The organism is Streptomyces sp. NPDC058697 (genome assembly GCF_042715345.1).
Taxonomy (GTDB): domain Bacteria; phylum Actinomycetota; class Actinomycetes; order Streptomycetales; family Streptomycetaceae; genus Streptomyces; species Streptomyces liliifuscus.
This window is the reverse complement of the sequence record NZ_JBHXSU010000019.1, coordinates 29,177-55,481: the sequence shown is the minus strand read 5'-3', so window position 1 is coordinate 55,481 and position 26,305 is coordinate 29,177. Positions and strand designations below refer to the sequence as shown.

Annotated in this window: 27 protein-coding genes; 15 read left to right on the top strand and 12 right to left on the bottom strand. The window is 71.1% G+C overall.

Going from position 1 to position 26,305, the window contains the following annotated elements:
• Positions 1-66: 66 nt before the first annotated feature.
• From ACFWXQ_RS33870 to amaP, 4 genes are read left to right on the top strand one after another with little or no spacing between them, the layout of a single operon-like run.
• A complete protein-coding gene (locus ACFWXQ_RS33870) occupies positions 67-261 on the top strand; it encodes a hypothetical protein (RefSeq protein WP_383945749.1) in 195 nt (64 codons plus the stop codon).
• Positions 258-686 (top strand): hypothetical protein, encoded by a 429-nt coding sequence (locus ACFWXQ_RS33865; protein WP_383945752.1) that lies wholly within the window; start codon positions 258-260, stop codon positions 684-686. The genes ACFWXQ_RS33870 and ACFWXQ_RS33865 overlap by 4 nt, the downstream gene beginning before the upstream one ends.
• Positions 683-1,357 carry a DUF6286 domain-containing protein gene (locus ACFWXQ_RS33860; RefSeq protein ID WP_383945755.1) on the top strand — a complete coding sequence of 225 codons (675 nt, stop codon included), beginning with the start codon at positions 683-685 and terminating at the stop codon, positions 1,355-1,357. The genes ACFWXQ_RS33865 and ACFWXQ_RS33860 overlap by 4 nt, the downstream gene beginning before the upstream one ends.
• Positions 1,354-1,941 carry an alkaline shock response membrane anchor protein AmaP gene (gene amaP, locus ACFWXQ_RS33855; RefSeq protein ID WP_383945758.1) on the top strand — a complete coding sequence of 196 codons (588 nt, stop codon included), beginning with the start codon at positions 1,354-1,356 and terminating at the stop codon, positions 1,939-1,941. The genes ACFWXQ_RS33860 and amaP overlap by 4 nt, the downstream gene beginning before the upstream one ends.
• Positions 1,942-2,055: 114 nt before the next feature.
• Here the strand turns inward: amaP and ACFWXQ_RS33850 are convergent, their stop codons facing one another.
• The 6 genes from ACFWXQ_RS33850 to ACFWXQ_RS33825 form a co-directional block, all read right to left on the bottom strand.
• The gene (locus tag ACFWXQ_RS33850; protein ID WP_383945761.1) at positions 2,056-2,811 is read right to left on the bottom strand and encodes an SDR family oxidoreductase; all 756 of its coding nucleotides are present in this window, start codon (positions 2,809-2,811) and stop codon (positions 2,056-2,058) included.
• 4 nt (positions 2,812-2,815) lie between these two features.
• Positions 2,816-4,636 carry a glycoside hydrolase family 15 protein gene (locus ACFWXQ_RS33845; RefSeq protein ID WP_383945764.1) on the bottom strand — a complete coding sequence of 607 codons (1,821 nt, stop codon included), beginning with the start codon at positions 4,634-4,636 and terminating at the stop codon, positions 2,816-2,818.
• A gap of 118 nt (positions 4,637-4,754) precedes the next feature.
• The gene (locus tag ACFWXQ_RS33840; protein ID WP_383945766.1) at positions 4,755-5,546 is read right to left on the bottom strand and encodes an SURF1 family protein; all 792 of its coding nucleotides are present in this window, start codon (positions 5,544-5,546) and stop codon (positions 4,755-4,757) included.
• Positions 5,547-5,624: 78 nt separating this feature from the next.
• Entirely contained in the window at positions 5,625-5,858 is a 234-nt protein-coding gene (locus tag ACFWXQ_RS33835; RefSeq protein WP_143637050.1) for a hypothetical protein, read from the bottom strand.
• 154 nt (positions 5,859-6,012) lie between these two features.
• A complete protein-coding gene (locus ACFWXQ_RS33830) occupies positions 6,013-7,023 on the bottom strand; it encodes a DEDDh family exonuclease (RefSeq protein WP_383945769.1) in 1,011 nt (336 codons plus the stop codon).
• Positions 7,024-7,025: 2 nt separating this feature from the next.
• On the bottom strand, positions 7,026-7,727 hold the full coding sequence (locus ACFWXQ_RS33825) for a TetR/AcrR family transcriptional regulator (protein ID WP_383945773.1): 702 nt from the start codon (positions 7,725-7,727) through the stop codon (positions 7,026-7,028).
• Between the two features lie 113 nt (positions 7,728-7,840).
• Between ACFWXQ_RS33825 and ACFWXQ_RS33820 the strand changes: the two genes are divergently transcribed.
• The 8 genes from ACFWXQ_RS33820 to ACFWXQ_RS33785 all read left to right on the top strand — a co-directional run bounded on the left by ACFWXQ_RS33820 (position 7,841) and on the right by ACFWXQ_RS33785 (position 15,751).
• Positions 7,841-8,638, top strand: a complete 798-nt coding sequence (locus tag ACFWXQ_RS33820; protein WP_383945776.1) for an acetoacetate decarboxylase family protein — start codon at positions 7,841-7,843, stop codon at positions 8,636-8,638.
• Complete coding sequence (locus tag ACFWXQ_RS33815) at positions 8,639-9,523, top strand: SDR family NAD(P)-dependent oxidoreductase (RefSeq protein ID WP_383945779.1); 885 nt, start codon at positions 8,639-8,641, stop codon at positions 9,521-9,523.
• Between the two features lie 41 nt (positions 9,524-9,564).
• Positions 9,565-10,851, top strand: a complete 1,287-nt coding sequence (locus ACFWXQ_RS33810; RefSeq protein WP_383945782.1) for an amidohydrolase family protein — start codon at positions 9,565-9,567, stop codon at positions 10,849-10,851.
• Positions 10,848-12,116, top strand: coding sequence for an amidohydrolase family protein (locus ACFWXQ_RS33805; RefSeq protein WP_383945786.1), 1,269 nt, complete (start codon positions 10,848-10,850; stop codon positions 12,114-12,116). The genes ACFWXQ_RS33810 and ACFWXQ_RS33805 overlap by 4 nt, the downstream gene beginning before the upstream one ends.
• Before the next feature lie 25 nt (positions 12,117-12,141).
• Positions 12,142-12,876, top strand: coding sequence for a VIT family protein (locus ACFWXQ_RS33800; protein WP_383945789.1), 735 nt, complete (start codon positions 12,142-12,144; stop codon positions 12,874-12,876).
• A 150-nt stretch (positions 12,877-13,026) separates the two neighbouring features.
• A complete protein-coding gene (locus ACFWXQ_RS33795) occupies positions 13,027-13,992 on the top strand; it encodes a sterol desaturase family protein (RefSeq protein ID WP_383945792.1) in 966 nt (321 codons plus the stop codon).
• A complete protein-coding gene (locus tag ACFWXQ_RS33790; protein ID WP_383945795.1) occupies positions 13,989-14,687 on the top strand; it encodes a lysoplasmalogenase in 699 nt (232 codons plus the stop codon). The genes ACFWXQ_RS33795 and ACFWXQ_RS33790 overlap by 4 nt, the downstream gene beginning before the upstream one ends.
• Before the next feature lie 20 nt (positions 14,688-14,707).
• A complete protein-coding gene (locus ACFWXQ_RS33785) occupies positions 14,708-15,751 on the top strand; it encodes a zinc-dependent alcohol dehydrogenase family protein (RefSeq protein ID WP_383945798.1) in 1,044 nt (347 codons plus the stop codon).
• 21 nt (positions 15,752-15,772) lie between these two features.
• Here ACFWXQ_RS33785 and ACFWXQ_RS33780 read toward each other — a convergent pair whose 3' ends face one another.
• From ACFWXQ_RS33780 to ACFWXQ_RS33765, 4 genes are all read right to left on the bottom strand, one after another.
• Complete coding sequence (locus ACFWXQ_RS33780; protein ID WP_383945800.1) at positions 15,773-16,795, bottom strand: CopD family protein; 1,023 nt, start codon at positions 16,793-16,795, stop codon at positions 15,773-15,775.
• A 120-nt stretch (positions 16,796-16,915) separates the two neighbouring features.
• Positions 16,916-18,445 (bottom strand): CoA transferase, encoded by a 1,530-nt coding sequence (locus ACFWXQ_RS33775; protein ID WP_383945803.1) that lies wholly within the window; start codon positions 18,443-18,445, stop codon positions 16,916-16,918.
• Between the two features lie 164 nt (positions 18,446-18,609).
• Positions 18,610-20,154, bottom strand: coding sequence for a S8 family serine peptidase (locus tag ACFWXQ_RS33770; protein WP_383945806.1), 1,545 nt, complete (start codon positions 20,152-20,154; stop codon positions 18,610-18,612).
• A 62-nt stretch (positions 20,155-20,216) separates the two neighbouring features.
• The gene (locus ACFWXQ_RS33765) at positions 20,217-21,743 is read right to left on the bottom strand and encodes a S8 family serine peptidase (RefSeq protein ID WP_383945809.1); all 1,527 of its coding nucleotides are present in this window, start codon (positions 21,741-21,743) and stop codon (positions 20,217-20,219) included.
• Between the two features lie 394 nt (positions 21,744-22,137).
• On the opposite strand from ACFWXQ_RS33765, the gene ACFWXQ_RS33760 reads away from it, so the two are divergent.
• The 3 genes from ACFWXQ_RS33760 (at position 22,138) to moaA (ending at position 25,302) form a co-directional block, all read left to right on the top strand.
• Positions 22,138-22,494, top strand: coding sequence for a DUF485 domain-containing protein (locus ACFWXQ_RS33760; protein WP_383945812.1), 357 nt, complete (start codon positions 22,138-22,140; stop codon positions 22,492-22,494).
• Positions 22,491-24,134 (top strand): cation acetate symporter, encoded by a 1,644-nt coding sequence (locus ACFWXQ_RS33755; protein ID WP_383945814.1) that lies wholly within the window; start codon positions 22,491-22,493, stop codon positions 24,132-24,134. The genes ACFWXQ_RS33760 and ACFWXQ_RS33755 overlap by 4 nt, the downstream gene beginning before the upstream one ends.
• A 178-nt stretch (positions 24,135-24,312) precedes the next feature.
• Positions 24,313-25,302, top strand: coding sequence for a GTP 3',8-cyclase MoaA (moaA, locus tag ACFWXQ_RS33750; RefSeq protein WP_383945817.1), 990 nt, complete (start codon positions 24,313-24,315; stop codon positions 25,300-25,302).
• Between the two features lie 12 nt (positions 25,303-25,314).
• Here moaA and ACFWXQ_RS33745 read toward each other — a convergent pair whose 3' ends face one another.
• Both ACFWXQ_RS33745 and ACFWXQ_RS33740 read right to left on the bottom strand, forming a co-directional pair.
• Entirely contained in the window at positions 25,315-25,563 is a 249-nt protein-coding gene (locus ACFWXQ_RS33745; RefSeq protein WP_383945820.1) for a hypothetical protein, read from the bottom strand.
• 261 nt (positions 25,564-25,824) lie between these two features.
• The gene (locus tag ACFWXQ_RS33740; protein WP_383945823.1) at positions 25,825-26,211 is read right to left on the bottom strand and encodes a DUF3099 domain-containing protein; all 387 of its coding nucleotides are present in this window, start codon (positions 26,209-26,211) and stop codon (positions 25,825-25,827) included.
• Positions 26,212-26,305 lie beyond the last annotated feature (94 nt).

Genomic DNA, 26,305 nt, shown 5'->3' with positions numbered 1-26,305 from the left:
CGGTGATCCGTCGGTGCTCGCCGGTGACCTGCCCCTGTCCGTCAGTGACCTGCTGAGGAGTGCACCATGAGCTGGGCCGTGATCGGCATGATCGCCGGAATGGCGCTGGGCTTCGCCGGGTACTTCGGCGGGTTCGGTGCCTTCCTTCTGGTGGCGGCGCTGGGCGCCATCGGCTTCGTCGTGGGCCGGTTCCTCGAAGGGGACCTGGACCCCGCCGACTTCTTCCGCACCCGCGGTACCCGCGACGACCGGCGGCGGTGACGCGCGTGTCCGGTGAGTCCACCGCGGCCGGGGAGGCCGGTGAGCCCGCCGGGCCCCGCGCGGTCGTCCGGCCCGGCAGCCCCGGCCGGACCGTCGCGGCGGCCGACCGGGGCGCACTCCGGATCGCCGACCGGGTCGTCGCGAAGATCGCCGCACACGCGGCGCGCGAGGCCCTCGGCGTGCTGCCGCCCGACGCCGTGCCCCCGCACGCAACCGTGATCGTCCACCACGAAGTCGCCCGTGTCAGGGTCAGTCTCGAACTCGACTATCCCTCCGACATCGGTGGCCAGTGCGCTGCCGTGCGTCACCAAGTGGTTCAGCGGGTAGAGGCGTTGGCGGGAATGGAAGTGCCCGAGGTCGGCGTCCAGGTGGAGCGGCTGCACTCGGCGCAGACGCGCGGCGCGGCACAGGGGAGGACGCAATGAGCGAGTCGCAGGGCTCCGAGAGCACGCAGCACCTGCCCGTCATCGAGAAGGCGGTCGAGAGCGAACTCGGCCAGTCCGCCTCCGCGGCGGACTACAAACCCCTGCCCGTCCTCGAAGAGGCCGACGACGCGGAAGGCCGCTTCTGGTCGGCCCGCCGCGTCCCCGCGGGCATCCTCGCGCTGCTGCTCGTGGCGGGCGCGGGCCTCCTGCTGTACGACGTCGCCGCGGTCCGCGCCGACCGGCCCGCCATGCACTGGCGCAGGTCCCTGGCCCACGAACTCGCCGAGCGCCCCCTCGACGACACCTGGGTCCTCGTCGGCGCGGCCGTCGCGACGGCCCTCGGCGTCTGGCTGCTCGTGCTCGCCGCGACACCGGGCCTGCGGGACGTCCTGCCGATGCGCCGCGCCCACACCGACGTACGGGCCGGTCTCCACCGGGGCGCCGCCGCCATGGTGCTGCGCGACCGGGCCATGGAGGTGTCCGGCGTGCGGTCGGTGCGGGTCCGGGTGGGGCGCAGGAAGGTCGACGTCCGCGCGGTGTCGCACTTCCGTGAACTCGACGACGTACGCGCCGATCTGGACGCCACGCTCGCCGACGGCATCAGGGGGCTCGGGCTCGCCCGGCGACCCGCGCTGTCGGTGCATGTCGCGCGGCCGGGACGGAAGGGATGAGCTCGATGCTGAGGATCGTGAACAGGGTGCTGCTGGGCCTCGCGGGCCTGCTCCTCGTCGTGTTCGGCGGCTCCGCGCTGGCCGTCGGCCTCGGCGCGGACCCGCCCTCGTGGTGGATCCACGACGGAGAGCACGACGTGCTGCTGAGCGACGCGGACCGGGCGCGGTGGCGCGACGACGGCTGGTGGTGGCCCACGGTCATCGCCGTACTTGCCGTGACCGTGCTGCTCGCCCTGTGGTGGCTCACGGCCGTACTGCGGCGGCGCCGGCTCGCCGAGGTGCTCGTCGACACCGGCGACGGCGAGGGCGCGCTGCTGCGGGGCCGGGCCCTGGAGGGCGTACTGGCCGGAGAGGCGGGCGCGTTGGACGGGGTCGAGCGGGCCCAGGTGTCACTCACCGGACGCCGCACGGTCCCCGAGGCACGCGTCCAGCTCCTCCTGGAACCCCACGCCGACCCCGGCGACGCCCTCCACCGCCTGACCACAGAGGCCCTGGCCCACGCGAGAGACTCGGCAGGCCTGGCATCCCTCCCGGCGGAGGTCCGCCTGCGGGGGGTCAAGCACGGCGCGGAACGGGTCAACTAGCCCGCGCCCCTGACGCCCCTGAAAGCAGGGAGGCGCAGCCTCCCGCTTTCCAGGGGCGCGGGGAACTGCGCGACAAGCCCCCACGCACCCGCAGCCACACAACAACCCCGCCGTTCAGAACCCGTGCCGAGCCCCACCATCAACAGGCACCATGATCCCCGTCAGATAAGAGGCAGCCGGAGACAACAAGAACGCGGCCGTCCGACCGAACTCCTCAGGCGTCCCGTACCGCCGCAACGGAATCCGCGCCTCGTTCGCGGCCCGCGCCGCCTCCGGATCCGGCGCGTACCCGTCCAGCTCGCGCACGCGATCCGTGTCGATCCGGGCAGGCAGCACCCCGACCACCCGGATCCCCCGCGGCCCGAGCTCGTCGGAGAGCGACTTGGCGAACCCCGCGAGACCGGGGCGCAGACCGTTGGAGATGGTCAGCCCAGGGATCGGCTCGTGCACCGAACCGGAGAGCACGAAGCCGATGACCCCGCCCTCGCCGAGCTCCGCGGCGGCCGCACGGGCCAGCCGGACCGCGCCCAGGAAGACGGACTCGAACGCCGACTGCCACTGCTCGTCCGTGTTGTCGGCGACGAACCCGGGCGGCGGGCCTCCGACGCTGACCAGGATGCCGTCGAAACCGCCGAAGCGCTCGCGAGCCGCCGCGATCAGGCTCTGCGGGGCGCTCGGGTCGGAGTTGTCCACGGCCACGCCGTGCGCGTTCGGGCCGAGCGCCGTCGCGGCCTCGGCCACCGTCTTCTCGTCGCGCCCGGTGATGATCACCTTCGCGCCGTCGCCGACGAGCTCACGCGCGGAGGCGTGGCCCAGGCCGCGCGTTGCTCCGGTGACGACGTAGACGCGGTCCTTCAGTCCAAGATCCATGGCCCTATCCTGCCCCCTCCTCATCCGGCCCTCCAGCCCCTCCCCGGTCCCCTTCCCCACCGAACAGGGCGAGGGCGGTGCCCACCAGGCCGATGTGGCTGAACGCCTGCGGGAAGTTGCCGAGCTGGTGGCCGGCCACGGGGTCGTACTCCTCGGCCAGCAGCCCCACGTCGTTGCGGAGCGCGACGAGCCGCTCGAACAGGTCGAGGGCCTCCTTCGTACGGCCCGTCAGGTGCAGCGCGTCCGCGAGCCAGAACGAACAGACGATGAACGAGCCCTCGTTGCCCGGCAGCCCGTCGATGGCCGTCGGGTCCGAGTCGTACCGGCGCACCAGGCCGTCGCGCGTGAGCTCCGCCCGGACCGCGTCCACCGTGCCGACCACCCGAGGATCGTCCGGCGGCAGGAAGCCGAGGCGGGGGATCAGCAACAGCGCGGCGTCCAGTTCGCGGGAGCCGTACGACTGCGTGAAGGTGTTGCGCTCCGGGTCGTAGCCGCGCTCGCACACCTCGCGGTGGACCTCGTCGCGCATCGCGCGCCAGCGGTCCACGTCGCCGCTCAGGTCCGGGTTCTCCTCCATTGTGCGGACCGTGCGGTCGGCGGCCACCCAGGCCATCACCTTCGAGTGCACGAAGTGGCGGCGCGGACCCCGGACCTCCCACAGCCCCTCGTCCGGTTCGCGCCACGCCGACCACAGGAAGTCCATCAGCGCCTGGCGCAGCCGCCACACGTGCGGCTTGGCGGGCAGTCCCGCGTGCTGCGCGAGAGTGAGCGAGTCGATCACCTCGCCGTACACGTCGAGCTGCGACTGCCGTACGGCATCGTTGCCGATCCGGACCGGCGCCGAGCCGCGGAAACCGGGCAGCCACGCCAGCTCGAACTCGGGGATCCGCCGCTCGCCCGCAAGTCCGTACATGATCTGCAGCTCCGCGGGGTCACCCGCGACCGCGCGCAGCAGCCAGTCGCGCCAGGCCGCCGCCTCCTCCTGGTAGCCGCACGCGAGCAGCGCGCCCAGGGTGAGCGTGGAGTCGCGCAGCCAGCAGTAGCGGTAGTCCCAGTTGCGTACGCCGCCGATCTCCTCGGGCAGTGACGTCGTCGGCGCGGCGACGATGCCGCCGCTGGGCGCGTAGGTGAGCGCCTTGAGCGTGATCAGGGAGCGGACGACGGCGTCCCGGTGCGGTCCGTCGTAGCGGCAGCGGGCCACCCACGCCCGCCAGTCGGAGAGGCTCGCGGCCAGCGCCTCGTACGGGTCGACGCGGGCGGGTCGCGGTTCGTGCGAGGGGTGCCAGGTCAGTACGAAGGCGACCCGCTCGCCCTCGGCGACCTCGAACTCCGAGTGCGTACCGAAGTCCTTGCCCCAGGTGCGCACCTCGGGCTCGGTGCGCAGCCACACCGAGTCCGGGCCCGCGACCGCCACCCGGTGGCCGTCGGACCTGCGCATCCACGGCACGATCGAGCCGTGGTCGAAGCGCAGCCGCAGTGTGCTGCGCACGGTGACCCGGCCCTTGACGCCTTCGACGATCCGTACGACGTCGGGGGCGCGGTCGCGCTGTGGCATCAGGTCGGTGACGCGTACCGTGCCGTCCTCGGTCTCCCACTCGGTGTCGAGTACGAGGGAGTCGGTGCGGTAGGCGCGCCGGGTGCAGACGTCCGCCCCCTTCGGCGCGATGCGCCAGTGGCCGTTCTCCTCGTCCCCGAGCAGTTTCGCGAAACAGGCCGCCGAGTCGAACCGGGGGAGACAGAGCCAGTCGATCGACCCGTCCCGTCCGACGAGGGCGGCGGTCTGGTGGTCGCCGATGAGGGCGTAGTCCTCGATGGATGGGTGCACTGTTGCCGGGTTCCCGGCGTTTATGGCGATCAACCCCGGCGAGGGATTGTTGTGCGGGTGCGGGTCGGTGGGGGCTGGGCGCGCAGTTCCCCGCGCCCCTGAAGGGGCGCCCCTTCACTCAGACCGTGGCCGGTTCTGCCTTCGGCTCTGTTTGTGCGGCGGCTGCCTCTGTCAGGTCTCGGCGTTCTCGGCGGACCAGGATGACCCAGCCGACGGGGACGCCCGCGGCGAAGAGCCACCACTGGATGGCGTACGCCATGTGGGGGCCGATGCCGCTGTGGTCGGGCTCCGGGATCAGTTCGGGGGTGTCGTTCTTCGGCTCCGGCGCGGTCAGCTCGACGTAGCCGCCGAGGACCTGCTTGCCGAGCGACTTCGCCTGCTGCTCGCTGTTGATCAGCATGACCATGCGGTCGGGGAGGCCGCGGACGTCCTTGATGCCGCTGTCGGCGGTCGTCTCGTCGGCCATCAGCCGGCCCGTGACGGTGGTCTCGCCCTTCGCGGGCGCGGGCACCTTCGGGAACTCGGTCTGCGCGCCGTCCGCGGGGATCCAGCCGCGGTTGACCATGAGGACCTTGCCGTCGTCCAGGACGAACGGGGTCAGTACGTGGAAGCCGACCTCTTCGTCGGAGTTGGTGCGGCGGCGGACGACGACCTCGTCCGTGGTGTCGAAGGTGCCCTTCGCGGTCACCCGGCGGTACAGGTCGTCACGCTCGATCGCCTTGCCCGGCGCGGTGAGCGACTCGGCGGGGACCGGCTTCGCGGACAGCGAGTCCGAGATCACCTTGTTCAGTGCGACCTTGTGCTCGTGCCGGTGCAGCTGCCAGAAGCCCAGCTCGATCATCGTCGGGATGAGCGCGAGCATGATGAGGGTGAGGATCACCCACTGCCGGGACAACAGGAAGCGGTACACCCCACGACCGTACAACTCGGTCATGGGGTGCTGAGCGGGAGGGGGTGGCTTGGAGGCGTGTGGTCGGGACAGGGCGGTTCAGACCTTGTCGATGATCCCCACCCGCCCCTCGGCGCGGGCGCAGTGGGCCCCGCAGTACCAGTGGCCCTCGACCTCGACGCCCTGGCCGATGATCTGGACGCGACAGTGCTCGCAGATGGGCGCCATGCGGTGGATGGCGCAGGAGAAGCAGTCGAAGACGTGCACCGCACCCTGTGCGTGCACCTCGAACGTCATGCCGTAGTCGTTTCCGCAGACCTCACAACGTGCCATGCGCCACAGGGTGGGCCGCCGGGGCGTCACGGGCGAGCGGTCGCCGGGCGAGTCGCTTCCCAATCACCCGTACGACCGGATGCCCGCGCCCCCGGCGTGCGCCCCCTACGGCAGACACTCCGCACCGCAGACGCTCCGCACGGCAGACGCTCCGTCACACCTTCGACGCCGGCTCCACGTCCCGCAGCAGCTGGCCGAACGCCGCCTCGTCGATGACCGGGGTGCCGAACTGGCGGGCCTTGACGACCTTGGACGTACCGGAGTCCGGGTCGTTCGTCACGAGGAGGCTGGTGAGCCGGGACAGGCTCGTCGCGACATGCAGTCCGGCCTCGACGGCGCGGTCCTCCAGGAGGTCGCGCTCGACCGAGGTGTCCCCGGAGAAGGCGATGCGCATGCCCTGCTTGAGCTGCTTGCCCGGTTCGTACCGCCCCGGGTTGGGATACGGGCAGGCGGGCCGCTTGCGCGAGGGGTGCCAACTCCCGGACGGATAGCCCCCCGACGAGTACCCGCCGGAGGAGTAGCCCCCGGACTGCCGGCCGATCCGCGGCGCCGCCCGGTCCGTCCACTCCGTCAGCGGCCGGCATTCGAGCAGCGGCAGCCGTACGCCCTCGCGCGCGGCGGCCCGCAGGCTCGGCCGGAACGCCTCGGCCAGCACACGCGCGTCGTCCAGCGCGTGGTGCGCGCGCTGCTGTACGACGCCGAAGTGCGCCGCGAGCGACTCCAGCTTGTGGTTGGCCAGCGGCAGTCCCAGCTCCTTGGACAGCGCGATGGTGCACAGCCGCTGACGGACCGGCGCCTCGCGCTCCGCGCGCGCGTACTCCCGCGCGATCATCGACCAGTCGAACACCGCGTTGTGCGCGACGAGGACGCGGCCGTCGAGCCGGGACGCGAACTCCTCGGCGATCTCCGGGAACAGGGGCGCCCCTTCGAGCACGTCACTCGTCAGACCGTGGATCCACACAGGGCCCGGGTCCCGCTCCGGGTTGACCATCGTGTACCAGTGGTCCTCGACCTCGCCGCGCGCGTCCAGCCGGTAGACCGCGGCCGACACTATGCGGTCGTCGCGGGCCAGTCCTGTGGTCTCCACGTCGACGACCGCGTACCCCTGCGGATAGGCGGCCGGCCACGGGGTGGTGGACGGTGCGGTCTGATGGTCTTCGAGCATGGTCACTGAGGATAAGGGGCGCGACTGACAGTCCTGTCCCCGGAGTCCGGGCCCGGGCCGGTTCCGGAGTCCGACTCCCCGTCACGAGCCCCCGCCAACAGCCCGGCCACCAGCGCCTTCACGGAGAGGGTGAACAGCTTCTCCGTGTCGATGGCCCGCGCGAGGGTGCGGGCGAGCGCCGGGTCCTCCTCCGCCGTACGCGCCCCCCACAGCTCCTCCTCGCCGGGGTGCTGCACCGGGGCACGCTCACGGTTGCGCTCGACCAGTACGTGCCCGACGACCTGGAACTGCACGGCCCGTACGACATCGGCGGCACGGGCCCCGCGCAGTCCAGCCGCGTGCACCTCGTGCGCCAGGGCCTGCTGTGCGGGCAGGAACATCCGTTCCGTCAGGCCGCGTTCGTGCACCATCGCGACGAGGTGCGGATGGTCGCGCAGCCGCCGGCGCAGGGCGCGTGCCACGGACACGATGCGCCCCGCCGGGGTGCGCCCGGCGGGCCGGATCTCGCCCAGCTCGGAGACAGTGCGCTCGACGAGCGCGTCGAGCAGCGACTCGCGGTTGCCGACGTGCCAGTAGATCGAGGTCACCGCCGTGCCCAGCTCGGCGGCGAGCTTCCGCATCGTCAGCGCCTGGGGACCATGCTGCTTCACCAGGTCCGCGGCGGCGGCCAGGACCTCCTCGCGGGTCAGTGCCGGTCTTGCCATGACGCCCCCAAATCCCTGTGGCGCACGAGTATTTACCCTTCGCGAGGTCTGCTGTAACTGTGTTACAGGTGACGGCCCATCAGAGAAGGACGGTCGGAGAAGGGCGGTACGACATGGCACGCGTACGGTACGGCGCGCGGACCGAGGCGGAGATCGGCGCCGCGCGCACCGCGAGCTCCCGGCTCCCCGACATCTGGTCCACCGGTGTGGTGGCCCTCTGGGAGAGCGACCCGGACGCGGTCGCGGCGGTCCTGCCGCCACCGCTCAAACCCACCGGGCGGCCCCTGGTCCGGGTGAACATCAGCAAGGTCGATCTGCCCGGATACCCCCTGGGCGCGGGCTCGTTCGCGGTCGCCGCCGCGCACGACGGGGTCGAGGGCTGGTATCCGCTCGTCATGCCGATGACCCACGAGCGTGCCCTCATCGGCGGACGCGAGGTCTTCGGGGAGCCCAAGAAGCTCGGCGAGGTGACGGTCGAGCGTGACGGTCTCGTCGTACGGGCTGCCCTCGCGCGGCACGGCATCGAGTTCGTGGAGGTGCGCGGCGCGGTCAGCGGGGCACTGCCCCTGCCGGCGCCGACACAGAAGACCGACTTCTACTTCAAGTTCCTTCCGGCGGTGGACGGTTCGGGCTTCGACGCCGACCCCGTACTCGTGCACTGCGTGCGCAACGAGAAGGTGCGCAGGCTGGAGCGGATCACCGGTGACGTCGTCCTCCGGGAGTCCATGTACGACCCGGTCGCCGACCTCCCCGTACGCGAACTCGTCGGGATCACCCTCGGCGAGAAGACGACCGACCAGAAGGGCAGGGTCGTCGAACGGGTCAGCGGGCAGGCCCTGTTGCCGTACATCCACCAGCGCTACGACGACCCGCAGCAGATTCTCGACGGGCCGCCCGAGGGGAGCACCTGAATGGAACTCAGGGCGGGACAGGTCGCCGTCGTCACCGGAGCCGCGAGCGGCATCGGACTGGCCATGGCACGGCGGTTCGCGGCCGAGGGGCTGAAGGTCGTCCTCGCCGACGTCGAGGAGGGCGCCCTGGAGAAGGCCGCCGCGGGACTGCGCGAGGACGGGGCCGTGGTGCACGCGCGCGTGGTCGACGTCGGCCAGCGCGAGGAGGTCGTCGCGCTCGCCGAAGAGGCGTACGAGAGGTTCGGTGCCGTGCACGTCCTGTGCAACAACGCCGGAGTCGGCTCGGGCGCCGAGGGCCGCATGTGGGAGCACGACCCGAACGACTGGAAGTGGGCGTTCGCGGTCAACGTCTGGGGCGTCTTCCACGGCGTCCAGGCCTTCGTACCGCGGATGCTGGCGGGCGGCGAGCCGGGCCATGTCGTCAACACCTCGTCCGGCGACGGCGGCATCGCGCCCCTGCCCACCGCCTCCGTGTACGCCGTCACCAAGGCGGCCGTCGTGACGATGACCGAGTCGCTGTACGCGCACCTGAGGGCCGAGCACGCGCGCGTGGGGGCCTCCGTGCTCTTCCCGGGGCCCCACATGCTCCGTACCGGACTGTGGGAGTCGCACCGCAACCGGCCCGACCGGTACGCGAAGCAGAAGCCTCGCAGGACCCCCTACCGCAGCCTCGACCAGTGGGAGGCCGCGATGAGGGAGGCGGGGAAGGACGTGCGGTTCACGCCGGTCGAGGAGGTCGCCGACTTCGTGGCGGACGGCATCCGGGCGGACCGCTTCTGGCTGCTGCCCGACAGCGAGCACAGCGACGCGCAGATCCGGGCGCGCTCGCGGTCGATGCTCGACCGCGCCGACCCGGCGTACCTGGAGAACTTCATTCTGGACTGAGGACCGGACGGACCACTGAGGACCGGACTGAGGAGCCGCACATGGCCTCGACGACAGAGCCCTACCTGATCATCTCCTCCGACTGCCACGCCGGGCTGCCCACCGAGGAGTACCGGCCCTATCTGGACGCCCGTTTCCACCGGGACTTCGACGAGTTCCTCGCGGGCCGCGACCGCCGCCGCGAGGAGATGACACGGCTCGGCATCCGCAACGAGGCGTTCGCGAGCAAGTGGTTCCAGGACAACGAGGAGGGCCTGCGCGGCGGTTGGGACTCCGCGCAGCGGCTCAAGGAGCTGGACTGCGACGGAGTGGCGGCGGAGGTCGTCTTCCCCGACGCCGACGCGGTCGACAGCCAGACGGCCGCGCCCTTCGGAGTGGGCCTCGGCCTCTCCGGCGACCAGGACCCGGAGTTGGGAATGGCGGGCGCGCAGGCGCACAACCGCTGGCTGGCCGACTTCGTGGGCGAGAACCCCGAACGCCACTGCGGAGTCGCCCTGTTGCCCGTCACGGCCCCCGTCGAGCGGGTCGTCGCCGAGGTGTACCGCGCCAAGGAGTCGGGCCTCGGCGCCCTCATGATCCCCTCCATGTGGGTCGACAAGGAGCCGTACCACGACCGCCGTTACGACCCCGTGTGGGCCGCGGCGGCGGAGTGCGCCATGCCGGTCATGACGCACTCCGGGGCGGCGCCCCGCCACGAGTACGGCGACCACCTCGGGATCTATGTGAGCGAGGTGACCTGGTGGCCGGCCAGGCCGCTGTGGTTCCTGCTCTGGTCCGGTGTGTTCGAGCGCCACCCCGGGCTCAGGTTCGGTGTGGCGGAGTCGGGTTGCTGGTGGCTGCCGAACCTCCTGTGGTTCATGGACCGGCTCTACCTGGGCGCGCACGGCGGAAAGAAGCTGTCCCCCTTCGCGGAGCTGACGCGCCCGCCGCACGAGTACCTGGACCGCCAGGTCTTCATCTGCGCGACGAACACCAAGCGCCGCGAACTCGCCCAGCGGTACGAGATCGGCGTCGACAACATCCTCTGGGGCAGCGACTTCCCGCATCCCGAGGGGACATGGCCCGACACGCGCGCGTGGCTGTCGCGCACCTTCCACGACATCCCGGTGGCGGAGACGCGCCGCATGCTGGGCCTGGCGGCTGCGGAGGTCTTCGGCTTCGACACCGGGAAACTGGCCCCGCTCGCGCGGCGCATCGGCCCGACCCCGGCCGAACTCGGCCAGTCCGAGGACCAGTCGGCCGTCGAGGCGTCCTGGGCGCGCTCGCGCGAGGTGGGCCGGCACTGGCTGACGGACCATGACTTCCCGGCCCTGGGGGTGACCCCGTGAACGCCGGGAACGCGAACCCCGTGGGCGAGAACCTGGTGAGCGACGACCGCTACACCGTCATCTCGGCCGACTGCCACGCGGGAGCCGATCTCCTCGACTACAAGCCGTACTTGGCGGGTCGGTTCCACGAGGAGTTCGACGCCTGGGCGGCCACGTACGTCAATCCGTACGAGGACCTGATGGCCGACACGGCCGACAAGAACTGGAACTCGGAGCGGCGGCTCGCGGAGCTGGAGCAGGACGGGATCGTCGCCGAGGTCGTCTTCCCGAACACCATCCCGCCGTTCTTCCCCTCGGGTTCGCTGATGGCGCCCGCGCCGACGGCCGAGGAGTTCGAGCGGCGCTGGGCGGGACTGCGGGCCCACAACCGCTGGCTGGCGGACTTCTGTTCGGCCGCCCCGGGCCGGCGGGCGGGTGTCTTCCAGATCCTTCTGAACGACGTCGAGGAGGCGGTGAAGGAGATCAGGTGGGCGGTCGGCGCGGGGCTGCGGGGCGGCCTGCTGCTGCCCGGCACGCCACCGGGCAGCGGGCTGCCCGAGCTGTACTCGTCGGCGTACGACCCGATCTGGACGGTCTGCGAGGAACTGGGCGTGCCCGTGAACCACCACGCGGGCTCGGCCTCCCCGCCGCTCGGCGAGGAGCCCGCGGCCCGGGCCGTCTTCATGGTGGAGACGACATGGTTCTCGCACCGCGCGCTCTGGCACCTGATCTTCGGGGGCGCCTTCCGCCGCCATCCCGGTCTGAAACTCGTGCTGACCGAGCAGGGTTCGGGCTGGATACCCGGGGTGCTCGACATGCTGGACTACTACCATGGACGGCTGGTCGCGGCGGCGACGAAGGCGTCCACGGCCGAGTCCAAGTTCGGTGCCGGGCTTGCCGCTTCGATGGGCAAGGGCCCCTCGGAGGTCTGGCGGGACAACTGCTTCGTCGGCGCCAGTTTCATGCGCCCGCACGAGGTGCCGCTCCGCGACCGCATCGGCCTCGACAAGATCATGTGGGGCAGTGACTACCCGCACGACGAGGGCACGTACCCGTACTCCCGCGAGGGCCTGCGGATCGCGTACGCGGGCCTTCCCCGCGCGGAGATCGCCGCGATGGTCGGCGGCAACGCGGCCCGCGTGTACGGCTTCGACCTCGGCCTCCTCGACCCCATCGCGGCGAAGGCCGGCCCGACCGCCCAGGAGATCGCCGAACCACTGGGGGAGCCGCCGGCCGACGCGACGAGTCCGGTGTTCGCGCGGGGAGGGTCGGTACGGGTCTGGTGACGTCCCGGGTGCGATGCTCCCGCATGTGACGGAACCGACGCATGACGAGGCCCATGACGAGGCCCATGACGAGGCCCACGGCGGGGCGCTGGGCGAGCGGCTGAACTGGCTGCGGGCGGCCGTTCTCGGTGCCAACGACGGCATCGTGTCCACCGCGGGCCTCGTCGTCGGTGTGGCCGGGGCGACGGACGACCGCGCGGCCCTGCTGACGGCGGGCCTCGCGGGTCTGCTCGCCGGCTCCATGTCGATGGCCGCGGGGGAGTACGTCTCCGTCTCCACCCAGCGGGACTCGGAGAAGGCCGCCCTCGCCGCGGAGAGACGGGAGCTGCGGGACCAGCCGGAGGCGGAACTGGAGGAGCTCACCGAACTGCTGGAAGAACGGGGACTCTCGCGGGACGTGGCCCTGGAGGCGGCGCAACAGCTCACGGAACGGGACGCGCTGAAGGCCCACGCGCGCGTGGAGCTCGGCATCGACCCGGACCAACTGGCGAACCCGTGGCACGCGGCCTGGGCCAGCTTCCTGGCATTCACCGCCGGGGCGCTGCTCCCGCTGCTGGCGATGGTGCTGCCTCCCGCCTCCTGGCGCCTGGCGGTCACCGTGGTCTCGGTCCTCGCCGCCCTTGTCCTGACCGGCTGGGCCAGCGCCCGCCTGGGCGCAGCGGACCCGGGCCGGGCGGTGCTGCGGAACGCGGCCGGCGGGGCGTTGGCGATGGCGGTCACCTATGGGGCGGGGGCATTGCTGGGCGCGGCGGGGGTGTGATGGTCATGACCTGGGGTCGAGGCGCTCGCACAGGGGGCCGGGCCGCACGGCTCCTTGGTGGAGATCGCCAAGAAGCAAGCGCATACCGCCGGTAATACTTGTGGGTAACAACGTCTAGCCGCGGTCCACCAGCGGTTCTACGGTGCTTGCATGCCGAACCTGCCCGATGTCGTGCTGTGGTCGATACCCGCGTTTGTGCTGCTCACCGTGATCGAGGTGGTGAGCGTCCGGATCCATCCGGACGAGGATGCCGCGGGGTACGAGACGAAGGACGCCGCCACGAGTGTCGGCATGGGTCTGGGGAGTCTGGCCTTCGACCTTCTGTGGAAGATCCCGATCGTCGCCGTCTACACGGCGATATATGAGCTGACACCACTGCGCGTGCCCGTCCTGTGGTGGACCGTGCCACTGATGTTGCTGGCGCAGGACTTCTTCTACTACTGGTCGCACCGCGGACATCACGTGATCCGGATCCTCTGGGCCTGTCACGTCGTGCACCACTCCAGCCGGAAGTTCAACCTCACCACCGCGCTGCGCCAGCCCTGGACGACCTGGACCGTGTGGCCGTTCTACGTCCCGCTCATCGCGCTCGGCGTCCATCCGGCCGCGCTCGCGTTCTGCTCGTCGGTGAACCTCGTGTACCAGTTCTGGATCCACACCGAGCGCATCGACAAGCTGCCCCGGGCCTTCGAGTTCGTCTTCAACACGCCCTCGCATCACCGCGTCCACCACGCCTCCCAGGGCGGCTATCTGGACCGTAACTTCGGCGGGATCCTGATCGTCTGGGACCGGCTCTTCGGGTCGTTCGTCCCTGAGACCGAGCGGCCGGTGTACGGGCTGACCAAGAACATCGACACGTACAACCCGATCCGGGTCGCCACCCACGAGTACGCCGCCATCGCCAGGGACCTGCGGGCCGCGGGGAGTTGGCGGGAGCGGGCCGGGCGGATGTTCGGGGGGCCGGGGTGGCAGCCGGTGCCGTCGTCCGCGGCGGCTTCGGAGCGAGCCACCTCTTCGGAGAAGGCCATCGCGTCCCAGGAGACGCCCCTCGCGTCCCACGAGGAGCCCCTGGCATCCCAGGAGAAGCCCGTCACGGAGCCGGAGCCCGCCGCGTGAACGCGCGCCACGCGCGCGTGCTGCTCGGCGCCCTCGGCCTGGTGACGGTCGTGGATCTCGTCTCCCTGGCCGCCGGGTACGAGACCGGCCACACGGCGGCCAAGCCCCTCCTGATGCCCCTGCTCGCCCTCTACGCGCGCGTGTGCGGCGGACCCCGGCTCCTCGTCGCCGCGCTGCTCTTCGGGTGGGGCGGAGACGTCCTGCTCCTGTTCGACGCCGAGCCGGCCTTCCTCGCCGGGATGGCGTCCTTCGCGGCGGGCCATGTCTGCTACCTGCTGCTCTTCCGGCAGACCACAGCACTCGCCGGGAAACAGCCTCCACGCGCGCGTGGCACCTGGCTCACGGCAGCCGCGTACGCCCTCGCCCTCGTCACCACGGTCGTCCTCCTGTGGCCGGGTCTCCCGGCCGACCTCCGCGTCCCCGTCGCCGGCTACAGCCTGCTGCTGACCGCGATGGCGTACAGGGCCACGCGGCTCGGGCTTCTCGCGGGCGTCGGCGGGGCGCTGTTCATGCTTTCGGACACCCTCATCGCGACCGGCGTCGCCGACTGGCCACAGCTTCCGCGGCCCGACTTCTGGATCATGATCACGTACATCGCGGCACAGTATCTGCTGGCCAGAGGGGTGCTGGGGGCCCTCGGCGCGCAGCCCGCACGCCCGGCGACGTACCGTGAGAGGCGCACCCTCACCACCTGAGCAGGAAGCAGGATCCAGCCATGCGCGCCACCACCATCCACGCCCCGTTCGACATGCGGGTGGAGGACGTGCCCGACCCGGTGGTGCGGAATCCGGGTGACGCCGTGGTGCGGGTGCTGCGCTCCTGCGTCTGCGGCAGCGACCTGTGGGCGTACCGCGGAGAGTCGGCGCGGCGGCCGGGCCAGCGGATCGGGCACGAGTTCCTCGGGATCGTCGAGGAGACCGGTACCGAGGTGACCGGAGTCAGGCGCGGCGACCTCGTCGTCGCGCCCTTCATGTGGTCCGACGGCGTGTGCGACCACTGCCGCGAAGGGCTCACCACGTCCTGCGAGCACGGCGGTTTCTGGGGCTCGGTCGGGTCCGACGGCGGGCAGGGCGAGGCCGTGCGCGTCCCGTTCGCCGACGGCACGCTCGTCGCGCTGCCCGCCGAGGCCGCCTCCGACGACCGTCTGCTGGCCGCCCTTCTGACGCTCTCCGACGTCATGGGGACCGGCCACCACGCGGCACTCGGCGCGGGCGCCCGCGCGGGAGCCACGGTCGCCGTCGTGGGTGACGGCGCAGTGGGCCTGTGCGCCGTGCTGGCGGCCAAGCGGCTCGGCGCCGACCGGATCGTCGCGCTGGGCCGCCACGAGGCCCGTACGGACATCGCACGGCGTTTCGGAGCCACCGACGTCGTCGCCGAGCGCGGGGACGCGGCCGTCGAGGCGATACGCGAACTCACCCGCGGCCAGGGCGCGCACGCCGTCGTCGAGGCCGTCGGGACGGAACAGTCCATGCGGACCGCCGTGAACATCACCCGTGACGGCGGTGCGATCGGCTTCGTCGGCGTTCCGCACGGCAGCGGCACCGGCCTCGACCTGAGCGTCATGTTCGACCGGAACATCGCCCTGCGCGGCGGGGTCGCGCCCGTCCGCACGTACATCCCGGAGCTGCTGCCCGACGTCCTCGACGGGACCATCGACCCGTCGCCCGTCTTCGACCTGACCGTCGGTCTGGAAGGCGTGCCGGGCGGCTACAAGGCGATGGATGAGCGCACCGCGCTCAAGGTCATGGTCGCCAACTGACCCGTCGGCCCGCGGAAAGGGTCACCAGCGGATCGGCACCGGCACCGCGGTGAGCACCGCCGAGACCGCGACCACCATGCCCAGGACCACGACCTCCGCGCGCGCGGGGGAGTAGGCGGTGAGCGGATCGGCCGCCCGGCGCAGCCGGTGGCGGGCCCACAGGGCGAGGACGGCGACGGCGACCACGAGGAGCACCTTGGCGAGCAGGGTGCGTCCGTACGCCGTCGTCGTCAGCTGTTCCAGGACCGTGCCGGGCGGCATCCTGCGCAAGGTGCTGCACACGCCCGTCGCGGTGATCGCGGCGAGCAGAACGGCCGCCACGCGCGCGTAGAGGCCCAACAACGCGACGCCCTCCCCAGGGGCCGTGTTCCGCCACCGGTGGAGCGTGCGCAGGACATACAGCAGCCCGCCCGCCCACAGGGCCGCGCACGTCACATGAACGAGTGTCAGACCGGAGCCGATCAGCGGGCTCTGCTCCGTGGTGGGGTGGGCGCGCAGCGCCTCCGCGACGGCGACCGCCGCCAGCGGCCACACCTGGTTGCCCGGGCGGCGCGACAGGGCGCACAGGCCCATCACGACGAACGCGTTGACCTCCAGCAGCGCGAGCGCGCCGTCCCGGGTCTGGTAGAGACCGCCGATGTCCATGTCGGAGAGGCTGCGCGGCACCAGGTTGCCGGTGGCCACCACCGAGGCGAGACCGAGCGCGGCGACGAAACCGGCGGCGGCCGCGGCCGGGGCCCAGCTGCGTGGCGCGTCCTCCATCGGCGCGCCCGGCACCCTGCGGGCCAGCCGGGCGACGAACAGCTCGCCCGCCGAGACGCACACCGCGGCGAACAGGACCGTCCGCAGGAGCGCGATCCCGCGTATGCCGGGAGCGGAGGCCTCTCCCGTGCCGCGCAGCGCGGTGGGCGGCCCGAGGAACGGGATCAGCGCGGCCAGGGCCACCAGGACGAGGACGGCGACGGAACGCCGCACGACGGCCGCGCTCACCCGGGGCGCGCCCGCCTCGCCACCCGTGTCGGCAGTCGGTCTTATCGAACTCACCTCAAGATCTTCACCAGCCGTCCAGGTCCGGGCAAGTCCTGGCAAACAACTGGCGGAACGGTATTCCGCTCACGCACACGACATTCCGCCCATCCATACGCGCCCGACCGCCCACCCGACTCAGACCCAGCGCGGCGAATCCGCACCCCAGCGCCCCGGCGGCCGCGACCAGTCGCCCGGCCCGCCCACGAAGGAGACCGGCGGCACGGCGTACCGCAGCCGCCCCAGCGCACTGTCCGCCTCCGCGAGCCAGGGCGCCGGATCGCCGTACCAGGCCCCGGCCGAGCGGGAATCGCTGTACACCGGTGAGCCGGAACCGCCGTACGAGCCCTCACGCGAGCCGGAGGCGTTAGCCGTCGCCTGACCCGACCCGGAGGCGTCAGTCGTCGACCCACCCGAGCCGCAGGCGTCCCCCGTAACCCCACCCCGCTCAGCCCCGCCCATCAGCCAGGCAGCCGTCCGAGCCAACGCCGGCCGGACGAACCGTGTCCCGCCCTCGTCCAGCCCCTCCGTGACCGCGCGCAGTACCCCGGCCGCCAGCAGATACCCCGTGCCGTGGTCGAGAGCCTGCGCGGGCAGTGCGCCGGGCTTCTCCCCGGATCCTTCAAGGGCCGCGATGCCGGTTGCCACCTGCACCAGGCTGTCGAACCCCCGCCGCCCGCCCCACGGCCCGTACGCTCCCCACGCCGACAACTGCCCCACCACGATTCCAGGCCGCCGCTCGGCCAGCGCCTCCGCGGAGAGCCCGAACCGGTCCAGGGCGCCCGGGCGGTAACCGGTCACGACCACGTCCGCCGAGGTGAGCAGTTCCTCGAAGACCTGCCGGTCGTGGCGGCCCGCCGTCAGGTCCAGCGTGGCGGACCGCTTCCCGAAGCCGGTGTCCGTGTGCTGGTCGGCGAGTTCGGGCAGCCCCGGCGGGTCGACGCGCAGGACGTCCGCGCCGAGCAGCGCCAGGGTCCGGGTCGCGACGGGCCCGGCGATGACCCGGGTGAGGTCGAGCACGCGCAGCCCCGCGGCGGGTAACAGCGGGTCGCCCGCGAGCGGCGGAAGACTCCGCGGGACGGCCGAGCCCAGCCGTCCGCGCTCGACGAGCGGCTGCCCGGCGACCGCTGCCCCCTGCTCGTGCCGTGCCCATTCCTCCGGGGTGCGCAGCGCGACGGCGAGGCCCCCGGCCGCGTACACCGCGCTCTCCACCTCCACGGACGGCCGCTCAGCCAGGCACGCGGCCACGGCCTCCACCGAGGCGTCGTCCGGCAGTCCCAGGGCGCCCAGCAGCCGCGCCCGGTGATGCGGGTAGTTCGCATGCGTGCGCACCCACCCGTCCGCCGTGCGCCAGAACCGCGACAGGGGCGCGAAGGTGACCGGCGCCCGCCCGTCGACGAGGAGATGCCGCTCGCTCACGAACGCCGTGGCGACGGCCCCGTCGTCGACGCGCACATCGGGCACGTCGACGAGCCCGGCCCGCCGCGCGCCCAGCTCGGCGGCGGCCAGCGCGCACGCGCCCACGCAGGCCCGCGCCAACTCCCGTACGGGCAGCCGTGCTTCCAGCGCGCCGGACCGTACGACGGTCGACAACCGTGGGACCAGCGCGGGATCCCCGCCCAGCGCGGCCCACGCGAACTCCGTGGTCGGTGCGTCGGAATGCGTCATACAGGCACTATGCAGGGTGTACGCGATCAACATGGGACGCGGTGTCCGGCCTGGGGCACGGCGTCCGGCAGGGGATGCGCCGCCCCGGACGCGCGAGAGCCGGGCGGCCCGTGGGCCACCCGGCTCGACTTCCTGATGGGGGATCAGCCCCCTTCAGGGATGCGCTACTTCGTCACCGCGTCCAGCGCGTCGGCGGTGCCCCAGCCGTAGAAGCCGTTGTAGTTCTTCGGCCCCTCGCAGATCGCGTCGACCTTGCCGTCGCCGTCGATGTCGTACGGCTTGGTGCACGGCGTGGCGTCGGCCTCCGCGTACAGCAGTGCCTTCACCTTGGCCGCCGAGGCGTGCGGGTGCGTCGACTTGATGAGCGCGGCGACGCCCGCGACGTGCGGGGACGCCATCGACGTACCGGCCATGTAGCCCCAGCTGCCGCCGGGCAGCGGGCCGAGGATCAGGCCGCTGGTGGCAGGCGGGGCCGGGGTCTGGAAGCGTGTCGAGTCGCCGCCGGGGGCAGCGATGTCGATGACGCCCAGGCCGTGGTTGGAGAAGGACGACTTGATGCCCTTCGCGCCGGTCGCCGCGACCGTGACGACACCCGGCAACTGGGTCGGGATGTCAAGACATTCCGACGGGTCGATGACGCGCTCCGAAGGAGTCGAGTCGTTCGGCGAGACCGGGTCGGTGATCTCGTCCGCGGAGAGGTCGTAGTTCTCGTTGCCCGCCGCCGCGACGTTGACCGTGCCCTTCTTCTCCGCGTACTTCGTCGCCCGGCTGATGGCCTCGACCAGCGCCTTCTGGTCCGGGTCGTTCTTGCAGTTGAAGTACCACGGGTCGGTGTAATAGCTGTTGTTCGTGACGTCCACGCCGTGCGTGGCCGCCCACATGAAGCCGCAGACGACGGCCTCCGTGTAGAAGAAGCCGGCCGTCGTGGAGACCTTGATGCCGGACACCTTCACGCCCGGCGCGACGCCCGTGACACCGATGCCGTTCTTGGCGGCCGCGATCTCGCCCGCGACATGCGTGCCGTGCGGGCTCTCGGCGGCGCTCGGCCGCCAGGCACCGTCGGTCGTGTCCGGCTTGCCCGACACGCAGTTGACCGAGGCGTCGCGGTCGAAGTTCGGCGCGATGTCGGGGTGCGTGTCGTCGACGCCGGTGTCGATCACGGCGACGGTGACCTTCTTGCTGCCGAGCGTCTTCTCGTGCGCCTTGTCCGCCTTGATGGCGGGCAGATCCCACTGCAGCGGCTCCAACGGGTCCTGCCCGGCCGCCGCCTCGACGTCCGCGACCTGCTCCGAGGTGAGCACCTTGGGGGTGCCGACGTCGGTCGTGGACTGCGCGGGCAGCGGCGCCGTGCGCGTCGAGCCCGCCGATTCCACTCCGCGCACCTTGCGGATGGTCTTGGCGAAGTCGGCGTTCGACGAGTGGACGACGATCACGCCGATCTTGTCGTACGACGTCACGATCGTGCCGCCGGCCCGGGCGATGGCCTTCTTCACCTGGGAGGAAGGACCGTGCCCGGCGCGGACGTTGACGACGTAGCTCAGCGGGGTGGCCTCCGCCGAGATCTTCGCCGCCGCGTCGGCGACACCGGCCGTGTCGGGGGCCGGGGCCGCCGAGGCGCTGACGTTCGGCAGGAAGGCGAGAGCCGTCGCCAGGGCCATACCCAGCGGGATGGCTATGACGCGGCGGGAGCGCGTCTGAGGCGCTGTCATGCTGTCTCCAGTTCGTTTCGCGAATACGTGCGGGCCGTGCGGGAAGTCCCGGGAAACGCGGACTACTTGACCGCCTTCAGCGCGTTCACGATGCCGAAGCCGTAGAAGCCGTTGACACGCTTGCCGCCCTCACAGTTGGCGTCCTGCGTGCCGTTGCCGTCCTGGTCGTACGAGTCCGGGCAGCCCGGGTTGTCGGCCTGGGCCTTCAGCAGCGCCTGCAGCTGGGCCGGGCTCGCCCACGGGTGCTCGGACTTCAGCAGCGCGGCGACACCCGCGGCGTGCGGCGAGGCCATCGAGGTGCCCTGCAGGAAGCCGTACTGGTTGTTCGGCATCGTGGAGAGGATGCGGCCGTTCTTCGACGGGGTGTCCGGGATCTGGTACAGCCGGTCACCACCGGGCGCGGCGACGTCGACGACGCCCTTGCCGTACGTGGAGTAGTACGACTTGAGGTTCTGCACGCCCGTCGCGCTCACCGTGACGATGCCCGGGAGCTGGGTCGGTACGTCGAAGCACTCGTGCGGGTCGATCGTGCGCGTGACCGGGGTCGAGTCGTCGGGGCTCGTGTCGTCGACGATCGCGTCCGAGTCCAGGTCGTGGTTGGAGTTGCCGGCCGAGGCGAGGTGCAGGGTGCCCTTCTTCGTGGCGTACTGCTGGGCCCGGTTGACCGCGTCGACGATCGCCTTCTGGTCGGGGTCGTCCATGCAGTTGTAGAGCCACGGGTCCACGTAGTAGCTGTTGTTCGTGATCTCCACGCCGTGGTCGGCGGCGAACACGAAGGCGCAGACGACGCTCTCCGGGTAGAAGAGCCCGTTGTCCGGGTCGCTGACCTTGATGCCGGAGACCTTCACGCCGGGCGCGACACCGGCCACACCGATGCCGTTGCGGGCGGCGGCGATCTCACCGGCGACATGCGTGCCGTGGTAGTCCTCGGCCGTGTACGGACGCCAGGCGCCCTCACTCGTGTCGGCCACGCCGCCCACGCAGTTGGCGGACTGCTTGGCGGAGAAGTTCGGGGCCAGGTCCGGGTGCGTGTCGTCGACACCCGTGTCGATCACGGCGACCGTGACCTTCTTGCTGCCCGGGTTGATCTTGGCTGCCTTGTCGGCGCCTATCGCGCGCAGGTCCCACTGGTCGGCCTCAAGAGGCTCGCTCGCGGGAGTGGCCGCGGCCTTCACCTTGGCGGCCTCGGCGGCCGACAGATAGTCGGCGGCGCCCTCGTCCGTCGTCCCCGCCGCAGTCAGCGGCGTCGTGCGGGTGGCACCGGCGGACTGCACACCGCGCGCGGTGCGGATCTGCGGGCCGAACTCCGGGTTGGCGGAGTGGACGACTATGACGCCTATCTTGCTGTACGTGGTGACGACCGTGCCGCCGGCCTTGGCTATCGCCTTCTTCACCGACTCGATCGTGCGACGGTCGGTCTTCGTGTTGACCACGTACGCGAGGTTCGGGCCGTCCGCCGCCGTGACGGCGGGAGCCGACTGCGGGGCGGCCGCCGTGGCGACGCCCGGAATGAAACCGAGCGAGGCGGTGAGCGACAGAACAACGGGCACGGCGAGCGCGAGACGGCGTCTGGAACGCAGATGAGCCATGGGATCTCCACATCATCCGGAAACGGAACCGGCCCGAACACAGGTGGTGCCCGGGCAGGTACATGACGGGGTGGTGCAGGCCCGAAGCTATCTCCCGTCGTCCCTGGCCAGCAATGACTTACGGGGATGTCTTCCGAAACGTCGGCCGCCACTTCCGAAAGAAGTGCCGCGAGTTGAACCGCTCCTTGCGCGGCTCCGTGACGTTGAGCAGGGAGCACGAGCACGATCGAGCCCCCTGTCGGATCACGTCCGGGGCACCTGACATCGCACCCGGCCCACGTGATCCACATCACCGTGAGGTCAGAAATCAGCCATGTCCGTACCCAGCCCGTCCCCCGATCCCCAAAGACCCCCGTCCAACGTCGTAACCGCACCCGCAACGCGAGGAGACTCCGTGGCCACCGACGCACCGCCCCCCTCGAAAGCCGAGCCTCATCTCCCCACCACCGAGGAGTTCGTAGAGGTACAGGAGAGCGCTGAGTTCGGTGAACTGCGCCGCGCCCACCGCTCCTTCGCCTTCCCGCTGACCATCGGCTTCATCAGCTGGTACCTGCTGTACGTCCTGCTGTCGATCTACGCGGACGACTTCATGGGCACCAAGCTCGTCGGCAACTTCAACGTCGCCTTCGTCCTGGGCCTCGCCCAGTTCCTCACCACATTCCTCATCGCCTGGTGGTACGAGCGGCACTCCTCCAGCAAGCTCGACCCCAAGGCCGAGGCGATCAAGTCCCGGATGGAGGGCGGCGCATGAGCCCCGCGATCACTCAGGTCCAACTCGCGCAGGCGCACCTCGCGGCAGGGGAGGCCAGCGAACACCGGCCGCTGATCATCTCCCTGTTCGCGGTCTTCGTCGTCGCCACCCTCGTCATCACCGTCTGGGCGGGCCGGCAGACCAAGGACGCCGCCGACTTCTACGCGGGCGGCCGTCAGTTCAGCGCCTTCCAGAACGGCCTAGCGGTCTCCGGCGACTACATGTCCGCCGCCTCGTTCCTCGGCATCGCCGGCGCCATCGCCCTCTTCGGATACGACGGCTTCCTGTACTCCATCGGCTTCCTGGTCGCCTGGCTGGTGGCCCTGCTCCTGGTCGCCGAGCCACTGCGCAACTCCGGCCGGTACACGATGGGCGACGTCCTCGCGTACCGCATGCGCCAGCGCCCGGTGCGTACGGCGGCCGGCACCTCCACGATCGTCGTCTCGATCTTCTACCTGCTGGCGCAGATGGCGGGCGCGGGCGTCCTCGTCTCGCTGCTGCTCGGCATCACCAGCGACGCGGGGAAGGTCGGCATCGTCGCCCTGGTCGGCGTCCTGATGATCGTGTACGTGACCATCGGCGGCATGAAGGGCACCACCTGGGTCCAGATGGTCAAGGCCGTGCTGCTCATCAGCGGCACCCTGCTCATCACCTTCCTGGTGCTGCTCAAGTTCGACTTCAACGTCTCCGACCTGCTCGGCTCGGCGGCCAAGAACAGCGGACAGGGCGCGGCCTTCCTGGAGCCGGGCCTGAAGTACGGCCTCACGACCACCTCCAGCATCGACTTCATCTCGCTGGGCATCGCCCTCGTGCTGGGCACCGCGGGCCTGCCGCACATCCTGATCCGCTTCTACACGGTGCCCAACGCCAAGGCCGCGCGTAAGTCCGTGAACTGGGCGATCGGCATCATCGGCGGCTTCTACCTGATGACCATCGCGCTCGGCTTCGGCGCGGCGGCCCTCATCTCGAAACAGGAGATCGTCGAATCCAACCCGGCCGGCAACACGGCCGCGCCACTGCTCGCACTGCATCTGGGCGGCGTCGACTCGGCCTGGGGAGCGATCCTGCTCGCCACGATCTCCGCGGTGGCCTTCGCCACCATCCTTGCGGTGGTCGCCGGTCTGACCCTGGCCTCGTCCTCGTCGTTCGCCCACGACATCTACGCGAACGTCATCAGGAAGGGCAACGCCACCGAGAAGGAGGAGATCAACGCCGCCCGGTACGCCACCATCGGTATCGGCGTCGTCTCCATCGGCCTCGGTGCCCTGGCCCGTGACCTCAACGTCGCCGGTCTGGTCGCCCTCGCCTTCGCGGTCGCGGCCTCCGCCAACCTGCCGACGATCCTCTACAGCCTCTTCTGGAAGCGGTTCACCACCCAGGGCGCGCTGTGGTCGATCTACGGAGGCCTCACCACGGCGGTCGGCCTGGTGCTCTTCTCGCCGGTCGTCTCGGGCAAGGCCACCTCGATGTTCCCGGACGTCGACTTCCACTGGTTCCCGCTGGAGAACCCGGGCATTATCTCGATCCCCGTCGGCTTCCTGCTGGGCTTCCTCGGCACCCTCCTGTCCAAGGAGGAGCCCGACGCCGGCAAGTACGCCGAACTGGAGGTCCGCTCCCTCACCGGTACCGGAGCGCACTGACCGTCCCGCCCAGCGGCCGCGTCGTAGATCCCTACGACGCGGCCGCGGTGCGTCTCGTGGGATCAGGGCCCGACTCGTTGTCGGTCCCGTCACGTAGGCTCGCTGGTATCGGATCGACTGATCGACCGGATGTCTCTGCCGAGATCCGTACGGAAAGAGCTAGAGGGAGGGGGCCCACGTGCTCATCGACACCTACGGCCGAGTGGCCACCGATCTGCGTGTCTCGCTGACCGACCGGTGCAACCTCCGCTGCACGTACTGCATGCCCGAGGAAGGCCTGCAATGGCTGGCCAAGCCCGACCTGCTCACGGACGACGAGATAGTCCGCCTCATCGACCTGGCCGTCACCCGGCTGGGCATCACCGAGGTCCGCTTCACCGGCGGCGAGCCCCTGCTGCGCCCCGGCCTCGTCGGCATCGTGGAGCGCGTGGCCGCCCTTGATCCCCGCCCGCAGATGTCCCTGACGACGAACGGCATCGGCCTCAAGCGCACCGCGACCGCCCTGAAGGCGGCCGGCCTGGACCGGGTCAACGTCTCGCTGGACACGCTGCGCCCCGACGTCTTCAAGACCCTCACCCGCCGTGACCGCCACAAGGACGTCATCGAGGGCCTCGAAGCCGCCCGCGCGGCGGACCTGACGCCGGTCAAGGTCAACTCCGTACTGATGCCGGGACTGAACGAGAACGAGGCGCCCGACCTGCTCGCCTGGGCCGTGGAGAACGACTACGAACTGCGGTTCATCGAGCAGATGCCCCTGGACGCGCAGCACGGTTGGAAGCGCGACGGCATGGTCACCGCCGGTGACATCCTCACCTCACTGCGTACGCGCTTCGAGCTCACCGAGGAGGGGTCCGAGGAGCGGGGTTCGGCACCCGCCGAGCGGTGGGTCGTGGACGGGGGCCCGCACCGCGTCGGTGTGATCGCCTCCGTGACGCGCCCGTTCTGCTCGGCCTGCGACCGTACGCGGCTGACGGCCGACGGCCAGGTCCGCACCTGCCTGTTCGCGCGCGAGGAGACCGACCTGAGGGCCGCACTGCGCTCGGACGCGACCGACGAGGAGATAGCCCGTATCTGGCGGCTCGCCATGTGGGGCAAGAAGGCGGGGGCGGGCCTGGACGACCCGACGTTCGTCCAGCCGGACCGGCCCATGTCGGCGATCGGTGGCTGATCGCTCAGCCCTCTAAGGGGACTCCGGGGACTCCCAGTCCTCCAGGAGTACGACGTCCTTCAGGAAGCCTCGTACGCCCAGGAACTGGGACAGGTGCTCGCGGTGTTCCTCGCACGCGAGCCAGGTCTTGCGGCGCTCCGGCGTGTGCAGTTTGGGGTTGTTCCAGGCGAGGACCCAGACCGCGTCGGCCCGGCAGCCCTTCGCCGAACAGATGGGGGTGGAGGGCGAGGACGGGTCGGAACCGGGAACGTTCAGAATCACGTCTCGACCCTACGTCAGCGGTGTCGGACGACCCTTCCGGGTGCTGTCGAGGGGCCGTGAACGCGGCTCCGAAAAAGGCGACGCCGAGCAGCCACGGGGGGAGCTGCCCGGCGTCGGTCTGTCGCTCCGACGGGGGATGCGGAGCGCGTACGAAGTATGTCACGGGTAACCCGCTGCCCGGCACCGGAACAACATGATTGATCTGAGCTTTTCTTGAGCTTGGTACGGTCCTGAATTCCGGCCCCGAAGGATCGTTCGTGGTCAGGTCCGCTCGTGCGGCTCGTCCCGCAGGCGGGCCCCAGGATCGGTCACGAGGTCTTCCGGGACGGATTCCGCGGCGTCGTCCGCACGGGGTGCCGCGAGCATCGGACGGGTCGGCGCGGTCACGAACGTGGACGGCAGCGAGGGCGCGTTCTCCCGGCCCGCGTTGGCGATCACCACGGCGACGTAGGGGAGCAGGATGCCGAGCGCCAGGGCAACGACGGCGACGTGCCGTTCGACGTTCCAGAGGGTGGCCGCGAGGATCACCGAGAGCGTGCGGACGGACATCGAGATGATGTAACGGCGCTGCCTGCCGCGTACATCGTCGGCGAGGCCCTGCCTGGCTCCGGTGATCCGGAAGACCTCGACCTCGCTCTGCTTCCGCATCACGTTCCACCACCCGCCTGTGTCGGACGCTCCCCTGGCCCGTACAGCCTCCACGTTACGCCGCGGCTGCGTCGCCTACGAGACCGGGGCAGGT

What these genes read in the sequence shown, in the direction of transcription:
- amaP (WP_383945758.1), top strand. Translation starts at nt 1,354, where the DNA reads ATGAGCTCGATGCTGAGGATCGTGAACAGGGTGCTGCTGGGCCTCGCG.
- ACFWXQ_RS33870 (WP_383945749.1), top strand. Translation starts at nt 67, where the DNA reads ATGAGCTGGGCCGTGATCGGCATGATCGCCGGAATGGCGCTGGGCTTC.
- ACFWXQ_RS33830 (WP_383945769.1), bottom strand. Translation starts at nt 7,023, where the DNA reads ATGCTCGAAGACCATCAGACCGCACCGTCCACCACCCCGTGGCCGGCC.
- ACFWXQ_RS33740 (WP_383945823.1), bottom strand. Translation starts at nt 26,211, where the DNA reads ATGCGGAAGCAGAGCGAGGTCGAGGTCTTCCGGATCACCGGAGCCAGG.
- ACFWXQ_RS33810 (WP_383945782.1), top strand. Translation starts at nt 9,565, where the DNA reads ATGGCCTCGACGACAGAGCCCTACCTGATCATCTCCTCCGACTGCCAC.
- ACFWXQ_RS33815 (WP_383945779.1), top strand. Translation starts at nt 8,639, where the DNA reads ATGGAACTCAGGGCGGGACAGGTCGCCGTCGTCACCGGAGCCGCGAGC.
- ACFWXQ_RS33795 (WP_383945792.1), top strand. Translation starts at nt 13,027, where the DNA reads ATGCCGAACCTGCCCGATGTCGTGCTGTGGTCGATACCCGCGTTTGTG.
- ACFWXQ_RS33850 (WP_383945761.1), bottom strand. Translation starts at nt 2,811, where the DNA reads ATGGATCTTGGACTGAAGGACCGCGTCTACGTCGTCACCGGAGCAACG.
- ACFWXQ_RS33755 (WP_383945814.1), top strand. Translation starts at nt 22,491, where the DNA reads ATGAGCCCCGCGATCACTCAGGTCCAACTCGCGCAGGCGCACCTCGCG.
- ACFWXQ_RS33835 (WP_143637050.1), bottom strand. Translation starts at nt 5,858, where the DNA reads ATGGCACGTTGTGAGGTCTGCGGAAACGACTACGGCATGACGTTCGAG.
- ACFWXQ_RS33820 (WP_383945776.1), top strand. Translation starts at nt 7,841, where the DNA reads ATGGCACGCGTACGGTACGGCGCGCGGACCGAGGCGGAGATCGGCGCC.
- ACFWXQ_RS33860 (WP_383945755.1), top strand. Translation starts at nt 683, where the DNA reads ATGAGCGAGTCGCAGGGCTCCGAGAGCACGCAGCACCTGCCCGTCATC.
- ACFWXQ_RS33770 (WP_383945806.1), bottom strand. Translation starts at nt 20,154, where the DNA reads ATGACAGCGCCTCAGACGCGCTCCCGCCGCGTCATAGCCATCCCGCTG.
- ACFWXQ_RS33785 (WP_383945798.1), top strand. Translation starts at nt 14,708, where the DNA reads ATGCGCGCCACCACCATCCACGCCCCGTTCGACATGCGGGTGGAGGAC.
- ACFWXQ_RS33775 (WP_383945803.1), bottom strand. Translation starts at nt 18,445, where the DNA reads ATGACGCATTCCGACGCACCGACCACGGAGTTCGCGTGGGCCGCGCTG.
- ACFWXQ_RS33765 (WP_383945809.1), bottom strand. Translation starts at nt 21,743, where the DNA reads ATGGCTCATCTGCGTTCCAGACGCCGTCTCGCGCTCGCCGTGCCCGTT.
- ACFWXQ_RS33825 (WP_383945773.1), bottom strand. Translation starts at nt 7,727, where the DNA reads ATGGCAAGACCGGCACTGACCCGCGAGGAGGTCCTGGCCGCCGCCGCG.